Below are 7,083 nucleotides of genomic sequence, written 5' to 3' on the forward strand. Positions count from 1 at the left end.
AAGGCGGCCGCCGCCGACGCGCACGCCAAGCGGCTGGCGGCGGAGGCCGAGGAGAAGACGGCCAAGGCGGAGAAGGAGAACGCCGCCGTCAAGCGGTCCGAGGCCGCCGAGCACCGCAAGAACGCCGAGTCCGAGGCGACGAAGGCGAAGGACGCCAAGGACAAGGCCGAGGCCGCGGAGAAGACCGCCGGGGACCGGCGCGACGACGCGGTCAAGGCGAAGGATCACGCCAAGTCTTTGCGGGACGACGCCTGGGAGGCTGAGCAGAAGGCCGACGCCGCGCGGGCGAAGGCCGATGCCAAGGACGCCTACGCCGACTCCCTGGACTCCGGTGACGCGGCGACCGCTGCCCGCGCCGCCGCCAACGAGGCCGACACCCACGCCGACGACGCCGAAACCGCCGCAGGCAAGGCCCGCTCCGAGGCCGACGCCGCCACCCAGGCGGCAGCCGACGCGGACGCCGCGGCCACCCGCGCCGAGGCCGCCGCCAAACGCGCTCGCTCCGACGCAGACGCCGCTCAGGCCGACAAGCTGAAGGCCGACGCCGCGGTCAAGACCGCCACCAGCGCGGTCGCCGACGCCATCAAGGCCTCCCAGGACGCCTCGACCGAGGCCAAGGCAGCGGTCAAGCTCGCCGACGAAGCCGAACAGCACGCCAAGGACGCCAAGACCCAGGCCAACAGTGCCAGCGCGGAGGCGGCCAAGGCACTCGCGGCGTCCGCCAAAGCCGCCGGCTACGCCTACGTCACCGCCCAGGCCGCAGTCGACGCTGGCAAGTCGGCCCAACGAGTCACCGACCCGGCCAACGACGCCATTCAGCTCGGCTCCACCTACGCCGACACCGACTCCGCCGCCGACCTCGTCGTCCTGACCGGACAGGGCTCGAAGACGATCGCCGAACAGCAACAGGCGATCGCCGAGGCGCACGCCACCAACGCCGCCGCCGAGGCTCAGGCCGCCAAGAACCTCGCCGACCAGGCCAAGGGCGACTCCAAGGAGGCTTACCAGCACGCAGCCAACGCCGCCGGATACGCAGCCGACGCCCGCACCTACTCCAAGGACGCCCTCGGCTACGCCGCAGGCGCCGCCAAGGCCGCCTCCGCAGCCGCCGCCTCACTGACCCGCACCATCGACTACGACAAACAGGCCACCGCCGACGCCGAAGCCGCCGACACGGCAGCAGGCAACGCCGAGGGTTACGCCAAGGACGCCCGCGACAGCGCCGACGCCGCAGAACTCGACGCCTCCGCCGCCCGCTCAGCCGCCACCCAGGCCGAACAGGACGCCAAGGACGCCCGCACGGCAGCCACCCACGCCGACACAGCAGCCACCGAAGCCGAACAGGCCGCGAAGGACGCCGACAAGTACGCAGAGGAAGCCGAGGACGCCGCGGACAGGGCCGAGAAGGCGGAGAAGGCGAAGCAGATCAACACCGGAACTGTCCCCAACGGCAGCGACGGCTCGATCGGCAATGTCTTCTATGTCATCGACCACATCGAGAAGGTCGGCGAACCGGAGGTCGTGGACAAGACGAGCAGCTGTGACGGCTGGGTCAGCAAACTCGTCTACAAGGGCGACTGCACCATAACCACGAAGATCCGGTACAAAGCGCTGCTCGACCTGTACCTGTGCACTGCCGAGGACCTGGATCTGGAGAAATTCCTGTGCCCGTCCGGTGCGACGAAGTACCTCGGCGAGGTCAAATCCAAGGAGCAGTCCCAGAAGGTCACACACACCATCACGATGGCCGAGTGGCAGGAGAACATCGACCCGGTCGACATTCTCTTCGGCAACTGGATCAAGTGCGCCCAGAAGATCGCCCCGGGCGGCGCACACGGAAGCGGCATCGGATGCGCCTGGGCAGCCGTGGACGTAGCGAGCCTGTTCGCGGGCAAGATCATCAATCCCATCGCGAAAGCGCTGCGTGCAGTGGATGCCGCGTTCGTGACCGGTGTCGGCATCCGAGACGCATTCAAGGCATTGAAGGCTCTCGACGGTGTGGACGCGGTGGCGGTAGCCGCGATTGAGAGGGAGGTCGAACTCTACGAGGAGATCGCGACTTCGTGCACCCGGAACAGTTTCCCGGGCAGCACTGACGTCCTGATGGCAGACGGATCCCACAAGGCGATCCGCGACATACGCATCGGGGACCTCGTCCATGCCACGGATCCGCAGACCGGTCGGCCGTCTGCGCGGCCGGTGACGGACACCATGCGGCACGACACCCGACGACTGGTGGACATCACGTTGGCCGGTGAGGTGATCTCCAGCACGAAGGGCCACCGCTTCTTCGCCAAGGACCGCGGCTGGACGCCGGTCTCCGCCTTGCGGGTGGGTGACAGCTTGCGTACGGCAGAGGGTACGTTCCGCATCGTGACGGCCCTGAAGGACCGGTCCGGTCTGCCGCCTCGCGAGGTCTACGACCTGACGGTCGACAGTGTTCACACTTTCTACGTCAGCACCGAAGGTGCCCACCCCCAGAGCATCCTCGTCCACAACTGTGTGAACATCATCGCCGACGAGGACATCGAGGGCGCTCACACCATCGGCGACCACGTGAACAAGTCGGACGCAGACATGGCGGCGAAGGCGCTGGACCCGAGGAACAGGCGGGGCATAGCGACTCGGTGGGCCAGCAAGGATGTTGCCGCCGAAGCGGTCGACAAGGCCATCACCCAGTGGCTGGACCACCACCCGGACAATGTGACCGATCTGATCAGCTGGGAGAACAAGAACGCTCAGAAACTCGGAAGGGGCGGCCGCTTCGATCCGCGGACGGACCTTAAGTCCATCCGGTGGCAGGTGCGCGACATGTCCGGGATCAAACTGGGCGACAAATGGGTTCGTAACGGCACCGGAGCGGTGAAGAGCGCCGTCGACACCGACTGGGTCGTCGTGCAGCTGAAGTACATCGGCAAGAAGAACGCACAGCACCCGCATGGCAAGTGGGTCGTCTACACCTCCTATCTGGAAGGGTGATCTTGACTGACGGCAAGGAGTCCGAGAACTGCTGTCCGGAGGACGTCTACGTGACGGACATCGGGCTGACCTGGATCGCCTCACGGTGGAGTGTGGTGGACATGTTCGACCGGGAGCCGGACCGCCACCTCCGCCCCGAGGGCGGACCCCTCGCGGAATGGCTCGGCTTCGCGTCACTGGCGGTCGACGAGTTCGACCGTTCCAAAGCGATGCAGTTGGGCCAGGACGTCCAGCGGCTTCTTCGGTCCCCGCTCCCGGAGAACACGATCCGCACGGCGTGGCTCGGGGCGACACACGGCCTGTTCGACCCTGCCGAGTGCGGTATCAGCGCCCGTACTTGGCTGCGTCGCGCCGAAGCGGCATGGCTGGCCCGAGTGCGCCAGGACGATTCCGCGTTCGTCCCTTTGCCGGCGCAGCCGGTAGTGGACGAAGAACTGCGACGGGACGTCCTCCAGGTGATCCGTCCGGCCTCGGGGCGCCTGAGTCACGCGGCGCAGGACCCGCCGTTCGGTGCTCCGGTGACCGGCCTCGTGCCGGCCCTGGAGCGAGTGGTCACCGAGGCGTGCGCCGACCTCGGCTACCGGTTCTTCCTGCGCGCCATGAAGGCGTACCAGGTGCCCGCCGACAGAGGAAGCCTCATCGCCCTCGGCGAGCGGTTCGGCTACCCGTACTGGCTCGTGCGCGAAGGCCTCAACGACCGGACCGACTGACAACGAAGCGCAGGGGCGGGTGGAAACCGCCCGCCCCTGCGGGAGGTCGCCTGGCAAGGACTGAGCCTCTCCACTTTCAAAGAGGTCGATTTCGCCCGACTTGTTAGCCCATGGAAGGACTCTGAGAGCGCGAAGAGGTGGTAGGTGCGGCTGGGGTTGACGGGCCTGGAGGGGGACGGATCGGGCACGGTGCTGCTCGTTCGTGTCTCATCCTGGGATGCCCGGCGTTCAAAGCTGCGCGCTCCGTCGTCATCGCTCTGCGCCCGGGCACACTTGGTCCGTGGCGGTACATCACAAGCATGGTGAAGCGGCGTCCGTATTCGAGTGATCTGTCCGATGCCTGCTGGTAGTTGATTGAGCCAGTTTTCTCGGTTTGGCGCTTCGAGCACTGCTGCAGGTTTCTGCACTTCGGCCAGGCCGGCAGAGCATGAGCTGTGCGATGTCAGGGACGCGATCTGCATGTGGACCGTGCGGGGGTGCAGCATGTGGTGCAGCGTCGCGAGCAGTCGTGCCCCGGCGGAGCTGGCCAGTGCTACCGCGACAGTCTCGACGACCCGCCGTAGCGCTGGCGTCCTGCGCTGATAGCGCTCCGTCAGCCCGTCGACCTGTTCGACGAACGTCGTCAGAAGTGATGCTCATGCCTCCGCTGAACCGCAAGCAAGTGAAGCCGACAATTTTCAGGGGATTCACTGAAGTGAGGAGGTGGAACGCGGTGCCCCGTTTCACCCCGTTCGACTTCGGTGTGTCGTGGGTGATGGGCTTGTTCCATCAGGACTGGACCCACGAGGGGAACACGGCTGCCGACGTCGTCGCCAAGTACCTCGCGGCATCGGTCGACGAGGAGGCCCAGGCAGTACGCCGTGACGCCCGGATTCTCGGCAGCCTTCCTTCGCCGACGCTGGAGGTGCTGTGGTACGCCGGAACGCAATCCATGGCGAACCTTCAGTACCTGGGGGGAGGAGCCGAGTGGACGGATGCCGGAGGCCCTGGACGACCAGTTGATCGGGCAACTCGTGGACCGTGCGAAGGCCGGCGGGCTGACCGGTGAGGGCGGGCTGCTGCTGCATCTGACGAAGAGGCTCTTGATGCAAGGGAGGTAAAACAGATGTCAACCCCTTCAAATGATGACGTGAGTTCCGCCGTCATGTTCAAGTCCGATCGCGCCTTCAGGGTCTGGCGTTATGGGATCGGGCATTCTCAGCTGCTCCTTCGGGCAGTTCCCGACAGCACGGAAACGGTTTGCCTGGACCTGCTTTTCGAAGGTGTGAGTGCCATGCAGTTGGTCCAGCATTACAAGTCGATCGAGCTCTGCTCCGCGAGTAAGGCCGAGGCTGAAGAGATTCTCGGTTTCTCTGGAATCAGCCCGTCCCGCAGAGAGCTCCATCTGCCTGTCGTCCTTCGGTCCAGAAGCGGATCAGGGTTCGTCCTGTGCGCAAACGTCACGGCTGTGCGCGGGGGAGAAGACCCCTTCGGATCCGACTACGAATGCGAAGACCGCACCGTCATCTGGAGCAGTCGCCCGCAGTCGTAGGCGGACGGCGAGACAGCCTCGCCGAGTAGCGCCCCGCCACCGCACGGCAGCGGGGCGCTACTCGGCGGAGGCCGGCGAGACCCAGATCTACGCGGTGCTCGCCGCGCTCGGGGCGGCGCGGTTCTCGGGGAGGCCGAGGCGCGTGCGTCGGCATCGACTGCGCGACCCACTGCGTTCCGGGCGTAGCGTTCCGGGCGTTGCTGAGAGCGATCAGATGTGCCCCTGATGCCTCACTCTCCTCCGAGCAGTACACGAGGCCGGAGGCCATCGGGTCGGACCTCCAGTACGGCGAGTTCGTCGTGGACTTCGTCAACCATCGCGCAGCGTGCGCTCGCGCAGTCCGCCCAGTCGAAGGCGGAGTTCCGCAAGAAGGCCGCCGAGACGGCCGAGTTGCAGGCGAAGGCCGCAGCTGACGCCGCGAAGGTGCACCGGGACAACGCCAAGAAGGACAAGGAGACTGCGGAGGCCAAGCTCACCGACGCGTTGAAGGCCGAGGGCGAGGGTCCCGAACGCCACAGTGGCTGCGGAAGCCCGCAAAATCCTCGCGAAGCAGCTCATCACCAATATCAAAGTAAGGATCGTCGCACCATGACCAGTCTCAACCGCGCACTCGCGAAAGCGGTGATGGATCTCGTCATCAGCATCGAATTGACCGATGACGACGATATCGACCCGGATGTCGCAACCAAAATCACTGAACCGGTCGGAGGTCTCCTGAGGAATGCGCTCGACAACGCTTCCGAGGAGGACCGGCACGCGATGATCCGTCTCTTCCGGGAAATCGCCGCGGAAGAAGGAGTTCCAGAGCGCAGGGAGCTCGCCTTGGAGTTCCCAGAAGCAATGTGCCTCGTCGCGGAGGACTGATGACACCTCCGCCCCTGGGATCGCTCTCCGCCCAGCGGTGAACGGCCCTTCCTTTCCTTGACCGTTGGGTGGGACAGAAGCATCCGTCTCACCCAACGGCGGGGAGAGCGTTTTGAGCCACGACCACCGGCGCCCTGGGGCTGCGATCTCTCCGGTTTTCTCGATACCCCGAAGCACAGTCGGGCACAGGCCGAAGGCGGCTCCCTTCGTGGACCTCGCCCGTGCCTGCTGGTGATCCGCACCGTCGCACAGCCACGGGGCCTCGCCACGGAGAAGCCCCCGGGTTCCGGTGACCGCCCTTCCTGAAGGAGGCCCATGCGCTCGCATCTGCACTCCGGACCTGACTCTCCACGTACTGTTGAGAGCCGCCAACGGCGCCCGGACGCCCAGATGTCTCCGGACCAGTACATGAAACTGGCCTGCGCCTGACCCTGGCGGCTCCCCGGGGTCGGCAGGGGACACAGCTGCGGCGAGATCTATGGGCACCCGAATAGGGCCTGGCCAGTGACTTCCGTCGGTGCCCTCGAGACAATCGGCTCCAAGCCGACCCCGAACGGGCAGCTGAGGCAACTGGGGGTGCTCGGGGCTGTCGGCGAGGGAAGGCCTCGGGACAAGAGGGTGATCCGGGTGGGGAGCCCTGGAGTTTTCGCTCGCGACGGGCGGTCCGCCGGCCGGTCGGTGCGCACAAGCCGGCGCGTTTTGAAAATCAGGGTGGGCCGTTTGGTGGCTCTGCGCGCTAAGGGGCTGACCTGGGCCTCAAGGGTCTTCGACACGTCCCACGAAGGCGACGAAGGCGCGCCCTGCCGTGGGTGAGGAGCATGGTCCCGGTCCGTCGTCTCGACGGGAGGTCCGAAGGCGGGCGTCTCGCCGGAGGTCCGAAGGCGGTCATCTCGCCGGGAGGTCCGAGAGGGCTGGGCGCGTCAGGTGGAGCATGCGGGTCAGCCGCTGGTCGCCTGTTTCGCTCAGGGAGTGGGGGGCGAGGTGGGAACCGCGGTGCGG

The 7,083-nt window shown here is 66.4% G+C and carries 2 protein-coding genes and 2 pseudogenes; all 4 read left to right on the forward strand.

Going from position 1 to position 7,083, the window contains the following annotated elements:
• The coding region (locus ACZ4N5_RS42910; RefSeq protein ID WP_467762394.1) for a polymorphic toxin-type HINT domain-containing protein at nucleotides 1–2,979 on the forward strand (2,979 nt) is incomplete at its 5' end.
• Nucleotides 2,976–3,689, forward strand: a complete 714-nt coding sequence (locus ACZ4N5_RS42915; RefSeq protein ID WP_467762395.1) for a hypothetical protein — start codon at nucleotides 2,976–2,978, stop codon at nucleotides 3,687–3,689. The genes ACZ4N5_RS42910 and ACZ4N5_RS42915, both read left to right, overlap by 4 nt.
• Nucleotides 3,690–4,663: 974 nt before the next feature.
• Nucleotides 4,664–4,774 (forward strand): annotated as a pseudogene (locus ACZ4N5_RS42920) (transposase); the annotation flags it as partial.
• Nucleotides 4,775–5,526: 752 nt separating this feature from the next.
• Nucleotides 5,527–5,721, forward strand: a pseudogene (locus ACZ4N5_RS42925) (hypothetical protein); the annotation flags it as partial.
• Between the last annotated feature and the right edge of the window lie 1,362 nt (nucleotides 5,722–7,083).

Source organism: Streptomyces sp. NPDC026500, from assembly GCF_055567635.1.